Origin of the sequence: Flavonifractor sp. An4 (assembly GCF_002161755.1) — a bacterium.
Classification (GTDB): Bacteria; Bacillota; Clostridia; order Oscillospirales; family Oscillospiraceae; genus Flavonifractor; species Flavonifractor avicola.
Window position 1 is genome coordinate 1 of record NZ_NFIL01000027.1, and the last position, 16637, is coordinate 16637.

A 16637-nucleotide genomic window follows, 5' to 3' on the forward strand; every position below is an offset into this window, starting at 1 on the left:
TCTGCTGTCAGGGCGAACGCCGAGACCGGAACCGCCCTTCAGGCGGCGGGAGTAGTAGTGGTGGTAGTCGCCGGGGTCACGTTGACGGATCCCCAACCGGGGCACACGCTGGTGTTGGGTACAACCAGCTTGGTCAGGCTCTGGAGCTGCGCAATCTGGCCCTGGATGCAGGACACAGTGCCGTTGATGGTGGCATTAAAGACCGCCTGCTGGGCAATCTGAGCCTGGAGCGCGTTGATCTGGCCGGTGTAGTCCTTCACAACGTCGGTCAGCTTCTGATCGACATAGACCTGGGACTCCAGCAGGCCAATGCGGGCGTCCTTAGCGGCAATCTCCTGCATCAGGTTCAGCTCGTAGCGGTTGACGGCGGTGTTCTCGGAGCAGCAGCCGCCAGCAATGCCGCTATGCAGGTTCAGCAGGCCAGCGCCCCCGTTCAGCAGGCCCAGAGCAGTACCGGCAATTCCGAGACCCAGGCCAGCACCAGCAACACCCTTGCTTGCAAATTCAGCCATTTTCCATATCTCCTTTCATAAAAATAGGAGGGCACAGCATTGACGCCTTGCGTCCTCGCCGGTACATTGTCCGGCTCCCGCTATGTCCTCCTTATGGAGATATTCTAAACTTTATATTTTGTTTTGAACTGACAACAAAACGGCTTGAAAACAGCATAAAAAGCACAGAAAAAGGACGCCCTCTATAGGGCGTCCTGAATTTTTCGGATAGCTTTGGAGAAAAGCCGTTGTGATGTTTTCTCGGTGATGTTCAGCCGGTCGGCAATCTCGTTGTGGGAGAGGTCATCAAAGATTTTGAGCAGCAGCACCTGGCGTTCACGGGGCTTTAGGACTGTGCCATTGATGGCATCCATTAGGCGCTTCTGGCTGGTGACAGACTCAACGCGGCGGCGCTCCTCAATGTGGCGGCTGCTCATATTAAAGAGGCTTGTGGCAAGTGGGGCAAGTTTTCCCACCTTTGTTGCCGCCAACAATGGTTTTTTTGGTTTTCTTGGTCGTTTTGACGTTTGTAATTTTCTGTGTTGCCATTATTCAACGCCCCCATTCTGCGTATAGCTGGAGTATTCGCCGGACTGGAAAACATTATTTCCACTGCCTTCCCCGGTATCTTGCTCGATGGTGGTAGTTTCGGTTGTAGTCGAAGTCTCCTCGATCACCACACCAGCCTCCAAGATATTGTGGATGGAGTCTACCTCACCGCGCAGGGCGGAAATCTCGCCGCCCTGGCGATGGATCACGGTGCCCTGATAAATGCAAACGCAGAGGCACACGGCAGCCAGCACGGCGGCCAACACAGAGACCAGCCGGAGACGCCGCGCCGCCGCTGTGGCCGCCTGTACGTCCTCACGGGCGCTTTCCCACATCTTCAAAACCAGTTTCAAAAGGCCCTGGCTCATCTGTAGACCTTCACGCTCGGCTTCGTCAATGATCTTCTTTGCGTCGTCCATTTAGCTCATCCTCTCTAAAATCTTTTGGAGCGCTGCGTTAATAACCTGCCGGTCTTCCATGCGATTCTCCAGGTTTTCCAGCCTGTTGAAAAGGGTCTTGATCTGCTCGGAGTGGCTGGCATGGATTCCGGCGGCGTCTCGCTGCCATTCCGCAATCTTGTCCAGCTTGTGGCTCATGTCCGTAGTAGTGGCAATCAGTTGGTCAATCTTGCTGTCCTGCTGCGGGTCCGGTTTTGTGTCGCGGCCAATGCCGTAAAAGAGGGACACGGCGGAGACTCCCACGGCAATAACTGATACAATGATGGAGTAATCCATTTAATACCCCCGATCTGCTATGTTGACTTTTAGGTTTATATTATTATATAATAATAATTTTAGATTTTCAATAGATAAGGGCAAAATGGGTAAAGAAAACCGCCCCATAAGGGGCGGTATGTCAAACAAGGGACTCATTGCTTAAATCTCCTCCAGGAAGAGCAAAATCGCCTACGCTCGTCTCAACTCTATCAAGATAAAGAAGATTGTGTTCTTTTGCGTACTCTTTGCTAATTTTATATAACCTTTTCACGTAAACAAAACCACCAGCGAATTGGTAAGCAGCCCCTTCTTCCGCGTTTTCTTTGTTGAGCGCAGGGAGGTGAGAGCAATCACCGTCTACGATAAAGTGGATTCCTTCGATGAAAAGCGTTGTTCCGTGTCCGGGAAGAAAAGCGGTTCTGCGTCCCTTCCATTTAGGGTGGGTTCTTTGAAAGTCAGAGAAAATGCCCTTGTAATCATCGCCGATCTTGCTAAACTCCGACTTGCTAATGTAAATCATATCCTGTTTCATGGTGTTACCTCCTATCAAATAGCGACGATACCAACAATTCGGGAGCAGATCAGCCCGGCGTCCTCAAAGGCCTTACGGGCCAGAGCGGCGGAAGTGGTGCGGATGGCCCAGTCAATGGAGGGGCGGCCCACGGTCTCCTCGTATACTACCAGGTATTCGCGCTCCTCAGCAGGAACAGCAGGCTTGCGGGTGTTGCGGCGGCGGAACAGGTTAAACAGTTTCATGGTGATTCCTCCTTGCGGTTTGGCTTTGTTGTGGCTACATCATACACTATCGGATAGTGTATTGTAAATAGACATGATGCACAAGGTTTACAATACTGATTTGTGCAAGGTGTACACTATCCCATAGTGACAAGACGTGATACAATATAAAGCAAGAAATGGGGGTGAGATCAGCATGGTAACAGCCGCGAAGAGAGAGGCTAATAAAGCGTGGGACCGCAAGAACATGGTTAATCTCTGCTGCCGCGTTAGGCGGGAATATGCGGACCGTGTGCGGGCCGTGTGTGCTGATAACGGGGAGTCAATAAACGCCGTTCTCAAGGCTGCTCTGGACGACTATTTGCAGAGGTATGAGCAAGAGACGGATGGGTAGAATTTGCAACTTTTTGAGGCACTTAACGAAGTGTAAAGTCAGATAACGCACAGGCTAGGATTCCTAAAATAAAAAAATTTTTAAAGCCGCAATCTGTTGTGAGACAATGGATTGCGGTTTTACTTTAGCGTAATGACTTGTCACATAACACGCTTCCCACTCGCACCCTTATAGTAGAACGAAAGACTTACAGGTTACGGCCCGGAGGGAGGTGTCACAGATGTACAAGACGGACAAACAGCGGGAGAAAGAGGGCTTGCTTACCTACTACACGGCTCCCCAGCTGGATCAGGCTTGCGCAGACTACTTTGCCGCCTGTGACGCCGATGGGACGAGGCCCACAAAGCCCGGTTTGCTCCTGTACCTCGGTGTCACTGAGAAGGAGTGGAAAGTGTGGGAGGCGGGGGAGCCGGGATACAAGAGACACCCGCAGATCTGCCAAAAAGCCCTGTTGGAGATCCGCAACCGCCTGGAGCAGAGGACCGACGCGGCGGCGATCTTCCTCCTGAAGCAGAAACCATATGGAGGCTATACTGACAGGCCGGAGGCGGAAGGCGCTGGGCTTCTCAAGGTCTCTGTATCGTTCGGGACACCTCCCAAGGGCCGCAAAGACAAGCGTACTTAATAAAATAGTCATTTTGTTGAGTTGGCATAAATCCTTAAAGCCTTGTGCCGCAATGGATACGGCGTTTCGGTAAACCTGGGGCAATAAGCGTCACCCCCTCCTGGCTGCTGGTTGGGCATTATAACGGAGGCCCTGCCCGTGGCGCGGTGCTGCTGCTGGACCGTTGCAGGCAAGGGGGGAGGGGGGTACCCCCTACCACCACCCCCACCTGGTAGGGGGTAGCGGAAAACGAGGGGGTGGTTGCGGAGAGGGGTATAGGGGTATCGCCACACCCGCTACACAACAGAGGGAATCCAAATGGTAACAATGAAGGCAATGTGCACAGACGGACAAGAAGTCCTGTGCAAATTCTCTAGGATGGTACTACAGGAAACCCCGCTTGTTGAGGCGACGATGTGTGAGACGCGGCACGGAGATTACTGTACTTATCTTGCCATTGACAGAAAGCTGGATAGCATGGATTTGCTTGATTTGTACAGCATATTGGAACACATAGTTTCCAGTGAATCAGAACGAACAGGGAATGGCCTGCTTTTTTTGGAATCAGGTTACACCATTCATACGGGCGCAGAGCCCATCACAGGCCCGTGAGCAAAGCCTCATAAACTCACAACATAGCCCCTCAGACTGGGGCTATATATGGCCTTGTAGCTCAGTTGGCAAGAGCGTTTCGCACATAATGAAAATGTCGCCGGTTCGAGTCCGGCCAAGGTCGCTTGTTGTTCACTCTTTTGTATCCCATTGGCCCGTCAGCCACACAGACGGGACGGCAGGGGCGTGTGGCGCTCCTGCCTGCCTTTGGGTATCTATGCCGCTCCTGACCGCATGAGGTTGGTAGCTGCACCACCCGGGCGCAGATCCGGGCCTCCTTTTCGATAGCCCCGGGGGGTTCTTCCCCTGCCTCCTGGGGCCTTTCCCTATAGGGGGGGGTAGAAGAAAACAGGGGGTGGGTGTTTCAATATGGAATCCCCAAAAATTTCAAAGAAAGCTGCGGTAGTTCAGGGCAGGTGGGTGTTATGCCCGCTGACCTATGCAAAGATCGGAGCGATAGAAGCCGGGGCCACCGGAAAGGGTGTAGCCCCATATTGTAGGAAGTGCGGGTGCGCACATCCTGTCAGATTAGAGCCCTAGAGGCCAGTTATCGAGCATGACTCGGTATCTGGCCTCTTTTATTTTGTCTGGAGGCTGTTATGGCAGGCAGAAAACCGAACAAGCCTACGGGCGAAATTAAACTGGATCTTGGCGAGCTGTACGACAAGCAGTGGAAGTTTATTGACAGCCCAAAACGGTACACGGCATACGGCGGTGCCCGTGGCGGCGGCAAGACTCACGTTCTCATACGAGCCGCCATCAAGGGCGCTCTGGAGTACCCAGGAATCAAGATCCTCATTCTGCGCCGGACTTACCCGGAGCTGGAACAGACCATCATTCAGCCCATGAACAAGCTGATCAATTCCGCTACGGTAGACGGAAGGCCGTGCGGTGACATGATTGCCAGCTACAACGGAACCATGCGGATGATGTTCTTTGCCAACGGGTCAGCCATCAAATTCGGCCACTTGCAGTCGGCGGCAGCCATCACGGAGTATCAGGGCCAGGAATATGACTGGATCTTCATGGACGAGGCAACCCACTTTACGGAGTATGAGTTTCGTACTATGGGCGCTACGCTACGCGGCGTCAACAAGATACCGAAGCACTTTTATCTGACCTGTAACCCCGGTGGCGTAGGCCACCAGTGGGTGAAGCGCCTGTTTGTCACCAGGGAATATGAGGGCATTGAGGACGGAAAGGACTATCTGTTTATCCCGGCCACCGTTGAGGACAACGAGGCTCTTTTAAAATCCTCCCCGGAATATATCCAGATGCTGGACACCCTGCCGGAAGATATCCGGGCCGCACACCGCTATGGCGACTGGGATGCAATGGCGGGCCAGTACTTCTCTGAGTTCCGCAAGGAGCTGCATACCTGTGAACCGTTCTTGATCCCTGCCGAATGGCCCAAATACCGTGCTTTTGACTACGGCCTTGATATGTTTGCCTGCTACTGGTTTGCCATCGACTTTGACGACCGTGTGTGGGTATATCGGGAGTATTGCGAATCCGGGCTGATCGTATCGGAAGCGGCTGCCGCTATGCGGAGGCTCACACCGCCTGATGAACACATCCAGTTTACCGTTGCGCCGCCGGATATGTGGACCACACAGAAGGACACCGGCCGCACCATGGCAGAGGTGTTCATGCAAAACGGCATTGGCCTTGTCTCCGCCAGCAACCAGCGTGTGCAGGGCTGGATGATCGTCAAGGAGTTCCTGAAGGTGCGCCAGGACGGCAAGCCTGGAATGGTGATTTTCAAGGACTGCCGAAAGCTGATCCTGAATCTTCCAGCGTTGCAGCACGACGAGAAGAACCCGTCCGACTGCGCCAAGGAACCACACGACATTACACACAGCCCGGACGCCATCCGTTACGGACTGATCTACAGAACCATGGGCGCACGTCTGGAGCCCGTGAAAAACATGGACGATGACGACGACTACATGGAAGAATACGACGACTTCATGACCGGCGGGGACGCCACAGACGGCTATAGGGTGCTTTTCCCGGAACGCAAGCAAATGGAGCCGCTCCAACACCTCCTGGATGCGCTGGTCAGAGAGTCCTTCCATAGCCAACTGACACTCTCCCCATACGCTGTCGGAAAAGAGCTGATGGTTCACATCCTGCATGACGCAGTAGGCAATCCGCTGCCGCTGCTTCGCACCAAGGATGCGGCCGTTGAGGCGGATCGTTCCGGCACTCTCCCGCATCAGGCCGCACAAGCAGCGGGAAAGGGTGCTTTTTCCCACGCCATTGTCACCCGTGACGGCCAGCACCTCTCCCGGGCGGGCGGAGAAGGAAAGGTTTTGAAATACCGGCGGCTCCCGCTTGTACCGGCAGCTCAGTCCCTCCACAGACAGTCCATCCTGTTCCCCCGCGGCGCGGGAGGGCGGCAGAGTCACCTGAGTAGGCGTGAGTGTGCGAAGGCCCAGAGCGATCCGTTCTGTCTCAGCCAGCCGCCGGAATTCTGCTCCGCTCCAGATCCGCTCCACGATCCCGTCCCGCAGATAGACAGCCCGATCTATGAGATCCGCCAGAAAGTACAACCGATGCTCCGCAATGAGAATGGTGTGTCCCCGACTTTTCAGGTATGCGATTTGATCATGGAGTCTTTCGATGGTTTCCCGATCCAAATTGGCCGTAGGCTCATCCAGAATGTAGAGCTTCGGCCCCATGGCATAGACCGAGGCAAAGGCCAGCAGCTGCTTTTCTCCGCCCGACATGGCGAAGATGTTCCGCCCCCTCAACCGCTTCAGATGCAGGCGGTCGGTGGTATCATCCAGCCGACGGAGGATCTCACCCCGGGTCATACCCTGATTTTCCAGGCCAAAGGCCAGCTCACTGTCGGAATCCATGTTGAAAAACTGACTTTTGGGGTTCTGGAAAACAGACCCCACCTGCCGGGCCAGCTGGTAAAGAGGTTGTTCCCGCACCGGCGCGCCGTGGAGCAGGACCTGTCCGGTCAGCGTGCAGTCCTCCGTAAATGCCGGGATCAGGCCGTTGACCAATTTCGTGATGGTGGTCTTTCCGCAGCCGGAAGCGCCGCAGAGCAAGACACACTCGCCCGGTCGGATGGTCAGATCCACATGGGTGAGGGTGCCCACTTCTTTTGTATAGGAAAAGGACACATCTTGCAGCTCTACCATGGAAACACCCCCAATTTGGCCGCCAGAAGGGCAGCAGTCAACCCCACGCCCACGACAAATGCGGCGCTGTCCACCGGCGAGGCCCACAGCTCCACCAGACTGGTCTTAGGCGCCGGGTCCTCGATTCCCCGGGTTACTGCCGCTGCGGACAGCTCCTCCGCAGTGCCGGTAGCGGAGACCATCAGGGGAACCATGATTCCCTCCAGCTTTGCCAATCCCCGGATGCCCCGCAATCGCATTGCATCGCGGATATAGCCTGTCTCTTCCCGAATGGCTGGGAAGTACCGCAGCGTCACCGAGACGGCTACGATCAGCCGCTGAGGGAAATGGATCTTCCGCATTCCAGCCACCAGATAAGGCATAGGCGTCCGGCGAAGCATCAGAAAGCCGAGCATCAGGCAAGGCATCATTCGGCGGGCATAGTTGGCAAAAATAGAGAAGCTGGTAGCAACCCATCCCGGCGCAGCCGGCAGAATCCAGTATTGCAGGCACAGGATTCCTCCGAAGATCAAGATGCTTTTCCCCACCATGGCAAAGCAGCGATGGAGCAGCATCAGGAGCAGGAGAAAACCGATCCATATCATTTCCATCCAAAAAGGTTGCTCACTAAAGGCTGCCAGATTGGCGAAAACCAGCAGAGCAAGACCCACCCTGGGGTCGAACACCAAACAGCGCCGTGCCTCCTCCATGTTACAGAATCCCCGCCTTCTCAAAGTGCTTGCGGAACATTCCTTTGGCCAGCAGGATACCCAGAATAGCTCCCACGATAGGCGCCCCCACCAGAACCACGATCATACCCGGGGAAGTCAATGCCGCCAAGGTGGAGACATAGGCTTCCGGCATTCCCTGCTGGCTGATCTGCGCCAGAAAACTGTCCCGCATGATCCAGACAGGCAGCGGGGAGCCGATCATCCCCAGCGAGAAAAACACGTAAGCCAGAGCATTACCACGGAAAGACCGGTAATGGCTACAGATCCGGCAAAGCTCCGCCAGGATGCAGCTCACCGCAAAAGCAATGAGAATCACCACCGTAAATTGGCCAGTAACAAAGTAGATCAAGGCCGTAATAAAGCCCATCAGGACCACTGCGCCGGTCTTTGGCACCTTAGTACACATCATCAGGAATGGGATACCCGCAAATACGGCGATCAGGCCAGGCATCAAGATCCAAAGCAGGGGATGCAGACCGCTGAGAAGCATAAAAGCAAAGTTGATGACAAAGTAGATGGCGGAGAAAATTCCCACCGTAATGATGTCCTTTCCCGTCATCCCTTTTTTCTGCGTGTTCATGATGTACCGCTCTCCTTCAACATAGTTAGATTATGCTAACCGTTATTTCTGAGAAAAGGCGCTCAGCGCGCCCCTCCTTACTGAGTATAGCGACACATCGCCGTTCTTTCTGCTCCGATTGGGCGACTTTATCCCGTTTAGTCATGGAATTTAGCGCTGTGACAGAGATGTACCATCTTCACCATACAGAATCGGTCCGAAACTGCCATGCTGATCTTGGTGGACAGCTTCAATCCGGTTCGGGTGATATGGCAGTAATAAGGCTCCTCAGTCAGCACCCTGACCCCACTGCTGATTTTTCCGGCCAGCACCGATGCGGAATCCACATAGAAAAACATCTGCGCATCTCCGTGGCCCACTTGCTTCATGTACTTCTTCCGCATCATGGCCATACCGCTTTTGCTCACGGTATCAAAGACGATTTCAATCTCTCCAAACCCCGTGAGCATCCGCAGGAGGCCCACAACCTTGCTTTCCTCAAAATAGTGGAACAGGCCGCCGGCGGTGACCAGAATAGGAGCATCCGGCACATCAGCGCGGATCTGCCTGATCCAGTCCTCAGCAAAGGCGTCCCCGGCGAGATAGGTCTCCCGCTCCGGCTCCGGCAGCAGCTCTCGCCGGTACTCCACCACATGGGGCAGATCCACGGCATACCAGTGCGACCTTCCATTGTCGCAGCGGTAATAGGCCGTCTCCAGACCGCAGCCCAGCTGAACGATCACACCGTCCGGCCTGCGCTCCAGAAACGCCCGGATGTACCGATCCATATTGGCGGACCGGGCGGCGGAGGCCAGCAGAGTATACTGGCTCTGTCCGTCCTGCTCCGGCAGGCTGGAAGGCAGTTTCTTTTTCAGTTCCAGCGCCTTTGGATCGTACAGGATCTGCGGGCAGTACTCGCTGGCATAGATCCTGCCCAGCATGGGGACAAACAGCGTGTCCTCTACAACACCCAACTTGGACATGGTCAACCCTCCTATTTGGACGAATTACTTTCTACCCACAAGCAGTCGGGAAGAGCCAAGCATCATCATGGCAGCCCGGCGGCGGGAGCCGAAGGCCTCTTCCGCGGTATCAATGAGCCGGACATCCTGATAGCCCATCTCCCGCAGTTTTTGGGCAAAGGCATCCATATCGCCGTACAGCTTGGGCTTCATGTCATCATTCAGAGCGAAGACGCCGCCTTTTTTCAGCACCCGCAGGCTCTCCAGCAGCAGCTTGTGCATATCGGCTCCCATGACATTGTGGTAGACATAGTTGCTGATGACCGCATCAAAACTCTCATCGGGGAAATCCAGATGATTGGCGTCGCCATGCTGGAATACACACCGGGAGGCCACACCTTCACTTGCGGCGTTTTTCTCACAGAGGGCCTTGCTGTAATTGTAAACAGCTCCCCAGTAGTCCATGCCAGTGACCTTTGTCTCCGGCCAGGTTAGGGCCGCACGGATCGACAGGGCCCCGGAACCGCATCCGACTTCCAAGAGACTGCCCTGGCCGTCATAGTCCAGATGAGAGAGAACGACCCGGTGAACCTGTTCCATGATCCCGCCGCCGCCAAAGGCATACTGGCGCCTGATCCATGTGATCCAGACCAGCAGGGCTGCCAGCGCCGCCGTAACAACTGAGAGCAGAACGCCGAGAGCTGTGATGTGGAACACCGAAAAGGAGAGTATGGCCAAAACCACGGCCAAAGCCGTAATGCCGCCGATAATATAGAACACGGGATTGGACATCCAGCTCCCGTAGTCTTCGCCGTGACTGCCGAGACGAATTTCTGCTTGTTGATTACGCTTTTGCTGCATTTGATTTTCCTCCTGTTGTTCAATATTTGTGTACAATTCGTTTACGGGTGTTTCTCCTTCGCCTTCCGGCAGACAAAAGAGGCTATGCTCTGAACGGTGCGGACCTTTGCAGGCCCGAATGTTTCCTCCAGACGATGCCGCAGGCTCTCCGCCGTCTCAAAGGGCGGGGTGAACCAGCCCTTTGGCACATACAGCCTGCGGATTAGCCAGTCCGTGCGGCGGTTTTGCCCCCTCACATAGAAGCAGCCGCAGAAGATCCCGCCTGGCCGCAGTACACGAAAGATCTCACGCCAGGCGGCCTCCTTATCCGGAAACGCATGAAACCCGTTGAGCGAGAGCACGATGTCGAAACTGCCATCCCCAAAAGGCAGCGCCCCAACATCCCCCTGCTGAAAGCACACATGGGCAAGTCCCTCGCCCCGGGATTTTGCCCGCTCCAGCATCTCCGGCGAGTAATCCAGGCAGGTGATCTCCGCCTCCGGCATTTCCCGATAGAGGGGCATGGTCAGTATGCCGGTACCCACGGGGACTTCCAGCAGTCTTCCGGAAAACCCCTCCGGTATTCCGGAAAGGGCGGCGGAAAGGTAGTCCTGGGTTTCCGCCCGATCCATTCCCCATATCAGGCGGCATACCGCTCGGCCTGACAGGGTGGAACAGGTGATCATGCCATCATAAAATGTCCGTTTGCCTCCCAATCCCCGGTAGGCGTTTTGAATCCGCTCTTCTTGTCCCATTTTTTCACCTTCACTCACTCAAGCACCCAGCGCCACATCCAGCGTCATCATGAGGGTAAAACCGACTGCAAACAGAATAGTCCCTATATTGGAGTGCTTTCCCACTGACATCTCCGGGATCAATTCTTCCACTACCACATAGACCATCGCTCCGGCGGCAAAGCTCAGGGCGTAAGGCAGTACCGGAACCAAAATCCCCGCCAGAAGGATGGTCAGAATCGCACCTATGGGCTCCACTGCGCCGGACAGCGTCCCATACAGGAAGGAGCGGGATTTGGAGACCCCCTCCGCTTTCAGGGGCATGGAAATGATCGCGCCCTCCGGGAAGTTCTGAATGGCAATTCCCAGAGAAAGAGCCAGCGCCCCCGCCAGCGTGATCCCGCTGTCTCCGTAGAGCCACCCGGCATAGACCGCCCCGACCGCCATTCCTTCCGGAATATTGTGCAGCGCCACAGCCAAGGTCAGCATGGTTGTTTTTCCAAGACTGCTTTTGATGCCCTCAGCCTCCGCGCTACCGCGGTGCAGATGCGGGATCAGCCGATCCAGTCCCAGCAAGAAAAAGATGCCGAGCCAGAAACCCACAACGGCGGGGACAAAGGACCACCGCCCCATGTCCGCTGCCTGCTCCATCGCGGGCAGCAGCAGGCTCCAGATGGAAGCCGCCACCATGACCCCCGCCGCAAAGCCGGTGAGCGCACGCTGTACCATCTCACCCAAATTGTTCCGCAAAAAAAAGACGCAGGCCGCCCCCAGCGTCGTCCCGGCAAAGGGAATCAGCAGCCCTTGCCATAGTTCAATCGGCATATTCTCCTCCAATCTTGCCGCAGTGGTTTTCTGCAAAGTCGATCCGGATGATTCGGAGGCACATCGATCTGTCGGTCAGCTTTGCCAGTGGCTAACAGGTGCAACCGAACACTGTATAAGAATCTCCGGTACAGAGCCCTTATCAATTTTACATTTTTCCATAGTCGCCTTTCAAAAGGTATGATACTCTATGCTTGATTATAGTTAGCTATCGCTAACCAGTCAAGTCATTTTCTGTTAGGGACAGTTAATTTTCCTATCAGCTGTGTAGAGTGTTACGCAAACTCTCACCCGCAACCTTCAAAGTGTGCGAGATTCAGGATTTCTTTTTTCTTTCTCTGGGCGTAACGCAGAGTTTGATATGCTCCGCCGCTGGAATGATCCACACAGAATACCACAAGGTCGCTTCGATCCACCATCTGCCGGTTGCGAATCTGAATGGCACCCTTCGGATGGCTGCCAGCGGCGGCGCTGCACAGTTCAATTTCATCATAATATGCTTCAAAGTTCTCCAAATTGTCCCGCAGCTCTGCCGTCGGATACGGAAGTACCAAAATCAGGGCGCTATTGTCATCCCGCACACGGCGCTGTTGGCGCTTGACGGCAGAAGAAACAATCTGATCAAAGTCTCCGTTACGGCCAACCAGAAACTCCACATATTCCTTTTCCAAAAGCAATGTGTGGATCAGCGACTCCACACGCTCTTCCGCTTTCCAAAATTCCGGAACGGTCCGATGTCCAAAAAAACTGACGGTAAATAGATCCATGTCGTTCTCGTTGGCATTTTCTGACCAACAGCTCCCTCAAGTAAATGTTTCACCTCTTATTATATATAAACATTTACTTGAAGTAAATAATCCTCTAATTGGTTTCAATTATATTTTACCTATTCTGTTGGTAGCATAATGTCGGGAGGTGAAGTGATGCAGACAGAGTTTCCGGAACGATATATCACTCTGGGTTTAAAAATCGCCTATTACAGAAAAAAGGCGGGATTGACGCAGGAGGTTCTTGCTGAACGGATCGGAAAAAGCGTTAATTTTGTCGGCCAGGTAGAAGGAACAGGAACAATTCGGGGTGTATCCTTGGAGACCCTGTTCAAAATCGCCCAAGTATTGAAGATTCAGCCCTCCAAACTGTTGGAGGACGACTGATTAGCATTGTAAAAAGAAAGCGAGTGCTGCCACCGGGGATATATCCGGTGACAGCACTCCTCATTTATAACGGTTTAGGCGTTCCTTCTCTCAGAGCTTCCACTGGCCGGACTCTTTACGGCCGGATACGAACGCTTGATACAAGCCCTCCTGGGCCATGAGCTGGCTGTGGGTGCCCCGCTGAACGATCTGTCCGCCGTCCAGCACCAGGATCTGGTCGGCGTTGCGGACCGTCTTCAGCCGGTGAGCGATCATCAGAATGGTCTTATCCCGGGTCAGGGCTTCGATGGCCTTTTGCAGCCGGTCCTCATTCTCCGGGTCTACATTGGCGGTAGCTTCATCCAGAATCACGATGGGAGCATCCTTCAGGATAGCCCGAGCAATGGAGATGCGCTGCTTCTCGCCGCCGGAAAGACTGGAACCACCCTCACCGATGACGGTGTCATAGCCTTGGGGCAGGGTGAGAATGAAGTCGTGGCAGCAGGCCTTCTTCGCCGCGGCCACCACTTCCTCGTGGGTGGCATTGGGGCGTCCAAACTTGATATTGTTTTCCACCGTGTCGGCAAAGAGATAGACTCTCTGAAATACCATGGAGATCTGATCCATCAGGTCCTCCAGAGTATAGTCCTTCACATTCTGACCGCCCACAAGGACGGTGCCGCTCTCCACATCCCAGAACCGGGCGATGAGATTACACAGTGTGGTTTTCCCGGAACCGCTGGGGCCCACGATGGCGGTGGTGGTTCTGTCCGGGATGGCGAAGGATACATCCCGCAGGATAGGCCGCTGGTCATAAGAGAACGAAACATGGTCGAAGGTAATGCTGTGCTCCCTGGGCGTGCCGGCCCGACCGGTCTCTGCCAGCTGGGGCATGGCGTCCGTCTCATCGGCATGGGCCATGCAGCTGCTGACGATACGCAGCAGGGACATACCGCTACCCGCCGAGGAGATCTGAGCAAAGACCAGGAAGGACATGATGACCACCATCAGGGCGTTGGCCAGGATCATGGTCCCGGAGAGATAGAACCATACCGCTGAGAGCATCATGGCCACGCTTCCCAGCTGGAGCGCGATCCCCTGCGCCATAATATAAGGGGTGAACATCTTTTCGATGTTCAGGTTGCTGCGGCAATTGTATTCCAGGGCTTCCTGCAGGGTACGGTCGCCCCGTCCGGTGAGGTTGAAGGACTTCACCACGCTCATGCCCTGCACATATTCCAGCACCGCCTCCACCAACTTGGCCTCGGACTTCTGACGGTGCGGGGCGAGGGCGGCGGATTTTTGCTCCATGGCGGAGGTGATGAACAAATAAACTGCTGTGGCCGCCACCACAATGAGACCGATCCGCCAGTCAAAAATCAGGATCATCACCGTAAAGACCAGAGCGTTGAGCATCCCGCCCAGCATGGTCACCAACACCATGGGGGCCACAGTCTCCACATTGTCCAGTACAGTGGTGCAGACCCCGGTGAGCTCTCCCAGGCTGTTGTCGTTGAAGTAGCCCATGGGGACGGATTTCATCCGCTGCCCGATGGCCACGCGCTTATTGGCCGCCATGAAGTACCCGGCGTGGGTCTGCTGGAGTTGGGAGAAATACTTGGTCACGGCGCTGCCCAGAATACTGACTGCCAACAGCGCCAGCGCCTGCCACGCCGTGGCATGGCCGGTTTTTCCATCCAGCAGAGCCAGGATGGTGTAGTAAATGGCGGCGATCTCAAACATATGGAACACCGCGTTGAAAAAGCAAGCGATCACCGAGCGCCGGATGTTGCGCTGTTCCTCACCGGCAAACCGCCAGATACCTCTGAATGTCTCGATCATACCGTTTCTCCCTCCTTTACACCCATGTGAGCCTGCCACAGATCGGCGTACAACGGGCAATGGCGCAACAGTTCTTCATGTCTGCCCTGTGCCTCGATGCTTCCATCCTTCACCACCACGATCTGATCTGCGCCGGTGATGGTGGACAGGCGGTGGGCAATGACGATGACCGTCTTACCCTCCACCAGTTTTGCCACTGCCCGCTGGACCACCGCTTCATTCTCCGGATCAATGTAGGCGGTGGCCTCGTCCAGAATCACCACAGGGGCGTTTTTCAGCATGGCCCGGGCGATAGCGATACGCTGCCGCTCTCCTCCGGAGAGATGGGCGCCTCCGCCGCCCACCCGGGTGTCATAGCCATGATCCAACTGGCGGATGAAACCGTCGCATCCGGCGGCTTTGGCGACTTGTTCCACTTCTTGATCCGTGGCATTTACCCGGCCCATACGGATATTTTCCCGGATGGTATCGTCAAAGAGGTAATTGTCCTGAGAAACAAAGGCCACCTGGTCATAGAGTTGTTCCAGCGGGATACGGCTTTCCTCCACGCCGCCCAGGGTAATGCGGCCCTCGGTCACATCCCAGAAACCGGCGATGAGCTTGGCAATGGTGGACTTGCCCGAACCGGAGGGACCAACCAAAGCGGTGAGGCTGCCGGCCGGAATGGTGAGGGAGATGTTGTGGAGGATCTCCTTGTCCTGGGCATACCCAAAGGAGACATGATCCAAGGCGATATCCGGTCTTCCCAGCTGTGACGGCTGTGTTCCGTGATCCTGCTCCGGCTTCAGGAGGATCTCGTCCACCGAACCTACGATGGTACCCACCTTGGCAAGATTATCCACAAAGCCCATGGCGGCAATGAGAGGCCCCACTATGCTCATGGACAGGATGATGGTGGTGAGAAATACCTCCGCGGACAAACTGCCGTCCGTGTAGAAGATCCAGCCCACAGGCAGCACCGTGATAAGGGTGGTGGGCGCGATGGCATAGGCCAGCGCCATTCCGAACTGGCATTTCTTCATCCAGTTGTAGTAGTAGGCAGCATTGGCTCGTACCCGGGAGGAGAACTTCTCATAGGAGTTCTTTCCCTGATTGAAGGCCTTGATGACCTCAATGCCGCCGATGTATTCCACAATGGTCTCGTTCATGGCCTGGGTCGTCTCCACCGCACCCTGATAGTCCTTGCCATAGCTGCCCATGATGGCCATCATAAAAGCCATGCCCACAGGAATGGACACCAGACTCAGCAATGCCATGCGCCAGTCCAGCGTAAACAGATACACGAGAACGCATACCGGCGCCAGCAGATTGGAGGTCATCTCCGGCAGCAGGTGGGCCAGTGTCGTCTCCATACTCTCCACCTGATCTACCACGATCTGTTTGAGCCGTCCGCTGGAGGTGTCCAGAATGTCTCCCAAGGGTAAGCGGGGCATTTTGGACAGAACCATCTTCCGGATGTCCCGCAGGATTTGGAAGGTGGCCTTGTGGGAGAGGGAGAGCGCCAGATTGTAAAGCAGAGTTTTGGCCAGATAGCCACCAAGGGCCACCATGCACCACAGAAGATAGAAGTTCCAGTCCTGCTGCCCGGTGAGAAGCGCTACCAGGATACGCCCTGCCGAGAGATACGGCAGCAGACCCAGCAGGACACCCGCCACCGCGCAGAAGATGGCGGCAATCAGGCCACCGTGATGATCCTTGCCCAGCTGCCACAACCGCAGCAGTGGGCTTTGTGTTTGCTGCATAAATAAGCCTCCTTTGGTTAGTTATTGCTAACCT

Annotated in this window: 18 protein-coding genes, 1 tRNA gene and 1 pseudogene; 4 read left to right on the plus strand and 16 right to left on the minus strand. The window is 55.1% G+C overall.

All coding sequences use genetic code 11. The features are described from left to right. Nucleotides 1–38 precede the first annotated feature (38 nt). From B5F94_RS11605 to B5F94_RS11630, 6 genes are all read right to left on the minus strand, one after another. Complete coding sequence (locus B5F94_RS11605) at nt 39–512, minus strand: hypothetical protein (RefSeq protein WP_087330300.1); 474 nt, start codon at nt 510–512, stop codon at nt 39–41. A 182-nt stretch (nt 513–694) separates the two neighbouring features. Beyond that, entirely contained in the window at nt 695–928 is a 234-nt protein-coding gene (locus B5F94_RS11610; RefSeq protein WP_143383292.1) for an RNA polymerase sigma factor, read from the minus strand. A gap of 111 nt (nt 929–1039) precedes the next feature. Continuing rightward, complete coding sequence (locus B5F94_RS11615; RefSeq protein WP_087330303.1) at nt 1040–1459, minus strand: hypothetical protein; 420 nt, start codon at nt 1457–1459, stop codon at nt 1040–1042. Beyond that, on the minus strand, nt 1460–1774 hold the full coding sequence (locus B5F94_RS11620) for a hypothetical protein (protein ID WP_087330306.1): 315 nt from the start codon (nt 1772–1774) through the stop codon (nt 1460–1462). Nucleotides 1775–1895: 121 nt separating this feature from the next. Continuing rightward, nucleotides 1896–2288, minus strand: a complete 393-nt coding sequence (locus B5F94_RS11625; protein WP_087330308.1) for a hypothetical protein — start codon at nt 2286–2288, stop codon at nt 1896–1898. 14 nt (nt 2289–2302) lie between these two features. Next, nucleotides 2303–2512, minus strand: coding sequence for a hypothetical protein (locus B5F94_RS11630; RefSeq protein WP_087330310.1), 210 nt, complete (start codon nt 2510–2512; stop codon nt 2303–2305). 593 nt (nt 2513–3105) lie between these two features. On the opposite strand from B5F94_RS11630, the gene B5F94_RS11640 reads away from it, so the two are divergent. From B5F94_RS11640 to B5F94_RS16935, 3 genes and pseudogenes are all read left to right on the plus strand, one after another. Continuing rightward, the gene (locus B5F94_RS11640) at nt 3106–3510 is read left to right on the plus strand and encodes a hypothetical protein (protein ID WP_087330314.1); all 405 of its coding nucleotides are present in this window, start codon (nt 3106–3108) and stop codon (nt 3508–3510) included. A 641-nt stretch (nt 3511–4151) separates the two neighbouring features. Beyond that, a tRNA-Met gene (locus tag B5F94_RS11650) sits at nt 4152–4225 on the plus strand. A gap of 475 nt (nt 4226–4700) precedes the next feature. Next, nucleotides 4701–5450: pseudogene (locus tag B5F94_RS16935) on the plus strand (phage terminase large subunit); the annotation flags it as partial. Here B5F94_RS16935 and B5F94_RS16940 read toward each other — a convergent pair. The 8 genes from B5F94_RS16940 to B5F94_RS11695 all read right to left on the minus strand — a co-directional run bounded on the left by B5F94_RS16940 (nt 5349) and on the right by B5F94_RS11695 (nt 12653). Beyond that, complete coding sequence (locus B5F94_RS16940) at nt 5349–7256, minus strand: ABC transporter ATP-binding protein (RefSeq protein ID WP_242965668.1); 1908 nt, start codon at nt 7254–7256, stop codon at nt 5349–5351. The pseudogene B5F94_RS16935 and the gene B5F94_RS16940 sit on opposite strands and share 102 nt — an antisense overlap. Further along, nucleotides 7250–7945, minus strand: a complete 696-nt coding sequence (locus B5F94_RS11665) for an energy-coupling factor transporter transmembrane component T (RefSeq protein WP_006572696.1) — start codon at nt 7943–7945, stop codon at nt 7250–7252. Before B5F94_RS11665 ends, B5F94_RS16940 begins: the two co-directional genes overlap by 7 nt. A gap of 1 nt (nt 7946) precedes the next feature. Further along, on the minus strand, nt 7947–8546 hold the full coding sequence (locus B5F94_RS11670; protein WP_006572695.1) for an MptD family putative ECF transporter S component: 600 nt from the start codon (nt 8544–8546) through the stop codon (nt 7947–7949). A gap of 137 nt (nt 8547–8683) precedes the next feature. Beyond that, the gene (locus B5F94_RS11675) at nt 8684–9508 is read right to left on the minus strand and encodes a class I SAM-dependent methyltransferase (RefSeq protein WP_087330318.1); all 825 of its coding nucleotides are present in this window, start codon (nt 9506–9508) and stop codon (nt 8684–8686) included. 24 nt (nt 9509–9532) lie between these two features. Next, complete coding sequence (locus tag B5F94_RS11680; RefSeq protein ID WP_087330320.1) at nt 9533–10348, minus strand: class I SAM-dependent methyltransferase; 816 nt, start codon at nt 10346–10348, stop codon at nt 9533–9535. A 41-nt stretch (nt 10349–10389) separates the two neighbouring features. Continuing rightward, nucleotides 10390–11082 (minus strand): class I SAM-dependent methyltransferase, encoded by a 693-nt coding sequence (locus B5F94_RS11685; protein WP_087330321.1) that lies wholly within the window; start codon nt 11080–11082, stop codon nt 10390–10392. A gap of 18 nt (nt 11083–11100) precedes the next feature. Further along, nucleotides 11101–11886, minus strand: coding sequence for a ZIP family metal transporter (locus tag B5F94_RS11690; protein WP_087330323.1), 786 nt, complete (start codon nt 11884–11886; stop codon nt 11101–11103). Between the two features lie 287 nt (nt 11887–12173). Further along, nucleotides 12174–12653 (minus strand): hypothetical protein, encoded by a 480-nt coding sequence (locus tag B5F94_RS11695; RefSeq protein ID WP_087330326.1) that lies wholly within the window; start codon nt 12651–12653, stop codon nt 12174–12176. A gap of 156 nt (nt 12654–12809) precedes the next feature. Between B5F94_RS11695 and B5F94_RS11700 the strand changes: the two genes are divergently transcribed. Next, on the plus strand, nt 12810–13040 hold the full coding sequence (locus tag B5F94_RS11700) for a helix-turn-helix domain-containing protein (RefSeq protein WP_040411886.1): 231 nt from the start codon (nt 12810–12812) through the stop codon (nt 13038–13040). Nucleotides 13041–13130: 90 nt separating this feature from the next. Here B5F94_RS11700 and B5F94_RS11705 read toward each other — a convergent pair whose 3' ends face one another. Both B5F94_RS11705 and B5F94_RS11710 read right to left on the minus strand, forming a co-directional pair. Then, nucleotides 13131–14861, minus strand: coding sequence for an ABC transporter ATP-binding protein (locus tag B5F94_RS11705; RefSeq protein ID WP_087330328.1), 1731 nt, complete (start codon nt 14859–14861; stop codon nt 13131–13133). Continuing rightward, nucleotides 14858–16603 carry an ABC transporter ATP-binding protein gene (locus B5F94_RS11710; protein ID WP_087330329.1) on the minus strand — a complete coding sequence of 582 codons (1746 nt, stop codon included), beginning with the start codon at nt 16601–16603 and terminating at the stop codon, nt 14858–14860. The genes B5F94_RS11705 and B5F94_RS11710 overlap by 4 nt, the downstream gene beginning before the upstream one ends. Nucleotides 16604–16637 lie beyond the last annotated feature (34 nt).